This is a genomic window from Bacillus sp. NPDC060175, assembly GCF_042728695.1.
Lineage (GTDB): Bacteria > Bacillota > Bacilli > Bacillales > Bacillaceae_G > Bacillus_A.
In genome coordinates this window covers 1-2,184 of sequence record NZ_JBHWYR010000185.1, presented here as the reverse complement: position 1 = coordinate 2,184, position 2,184 = coordinate 1, and the positions used below count along the sequence as shown (strand labels likewise).

At 25.6% G+C, this 2,184-nt stretch carries 3 protein-coding genes; all 3 read right to left on the bottom strand.

Annotated elements, in window-relative coordinates:
- Positions 1–261 (bottom strand): hypothetical protein (locus ACFWDE_RS30400; RefSeq protein WP_377896386.1); only part of this gene is annotated, 261 nt, incomplete at its 3' end.
- A 2-nt stretch (positions 262–263) separates the two neighbouring features.
- Positions 264–1,274: a hypothetical protein gene (locus ACFWDE_RS30395; RefSeq protein ID WP_377896385.1), complete on the bottom strand. Its 1,011-nt coding sequence runs from the start codon at positions 1,272–1,274 to the stop codon at positions 264–266.
- A partial coding sequence (locus ACFWDE_RS30390) for a hypothetical protein (protein WP_377896384.1) occupies positions 1,267–2,184 on the bottom strand: 918 nt, incomplete at its 5' end. The genes ACFWDE_RS30390 and ACFWDE_RS30395, both read right to left, overlap by 8 nt.

Genomic DNA, 2,184 nt, shown 5'->3' with positions numbered 1-2,184 from the left:
ATCCTGAACTATTGATAACGCTTTTATCTTAACCAATAGTTTAAGATGTAATTCTATTTCATATATACTATATGTCTTTCTCAAAATAGTCTCTAATTCTTTAGAATCAATACTTTCACAAGTTAAAGTAACAATCTCTTCTATTAAAGAGTAATTAATTTTTTCTTTATCAATGTATAATTCCTTATTTTTTATACGTAACAAATATTTTTTTTCATTCTTTGATTTAATAAACAAATTATTATTATATATATACTTCAAGTTTATCCTTCCTCAATCAATCGTATTAAGATATAGCTACCCAGTAATCTCTCAATTGTATTTATACCTAATGTAGGTAAAAGTAAATAAATTAAATTGATTAATATTCTATAATTTTGGAATTCATCACTAACATAATAATGAATATTCTCCTGTGAGAAGATATTTTTATGAAACTCACTCATTTCCACAAAGGATTCCATATGATCTACCTCTAATTTCCTTCTGGGTAGCACTTTTATATCCACTACGGCTTTATCGATTCTATTAGCCCATGTCATCAATAATCTTCTCATATGCTCGTCCTTCATTTCGTCAAAAGTATAGAAATTCGAGTATAATTGTTGGTGATATACATCATAATATTTTTTGAATTTTTCTGCATATCCCTTCATTTCATACTCTTTATAATTTATAAAACCTTCATAATGAGATTTGAAAGATAAATATCCTCTTAAACTTTTTCTATCTAATTTTGAAGAAATTATCTTGAATAGCAATACAGCAAATAATATTTTTTTATAAGGTTCTTCTTCTATTACAAAATTAATAGTATCTTCAATCAAAGTGCCATTTTCCAATAGCCATTTGTTTACAAATTCCTTTTCTTCATCACTATGATATTCGCCATTACGCTCTATATTATCTATACATTCGAACGATAAAGTTAAATTTTCATAATTCGAATACGTTAGAAGATTATTCATTGTTTTCAATTCTTCCATACTAGTGCTATAAATCGAGTTTTCCCGAAGTTTTAATTTATTTTCCTTTAAAAACTTCTGAAACAAACTTTCCACTTCACAATATAAAGTATACGAAACGTCCCTTTTTCCATATATATATACATTAATCTTCGGGCCGTTTTCTATGTTACGAAATATGAATAGTTCTACTTCAGGATTTTTAACCCTAAATTCTTTTATAGTATTAATTATCTCTTTCAAAAAACTTAATTTAAATTCTTTTTGCACGTTTACAGAAATAGAAATTTTATATATTTTGTTACTCATTTACCCTGACCTCCTGCATAAATTCTGGAGATGAAGAATCTTTTGGAATAGACTCTTCAATTATCAATTCCGCCGATTTAGTCAGAATGCTGGCTAAATGTCTCATTAAAAGTGGACTTTCCAAATTAAAATATTGAGGTTTCTGAAACTCCACATCAAATGATAATATGTTTTTTCCGATGTATTCTTTTTTTCTTACTCTAATGTAGAACTCATTCCCTATATTATTTTCTTCAATCCAATTTCTAATAGATATATAACGTTCAAACCATTCTTTGTTTTGCAAGTCTTTAAAAACATTATTCTTCACAAAGTGTTTTTTTCTATTTAACACTAAATCTTTATATGTAACCCTCGGTAAAATATTTATATCTTTATCATAATTAATCTTTAGAACCAACAAATTTGTAATAAAGTTAATATTGGTAAATATACTACTAACAAAAGCTAATTTTCCTGGATATAGAGCTCTGATTAAACTACTATTAATTACTGGTTTTATATATTCATTCTCAAACTCTAGGAACAATTCATTTTCTTTATATACCAACATACAATTATTACTTTGTATAATCTTCTCATAATTTTGCTTATGATCCACAGATCTTGATATATCATCAATTAATCTGTAAGGTAAATATACTTCATTAGAAACATTTGCATTAAACCCTAAAGTCTCATTTATTTCAGCATATTTGCACTTATCATCATAATAAAACTCATTTATTTCCTTCCTATATTTTTCTTGGATATTCGTATATCTAAGAAATCTTATATAAAAACTTCCATAACCTGGGTAAATATTATTGATTATAGTCTTATTTTTATCCTTTTGAAAGAAAACACTAAAAAAACCATTCGGGGAATACCTACTATTAAATTTATCATTTAAAATGTTTATTTTTATATC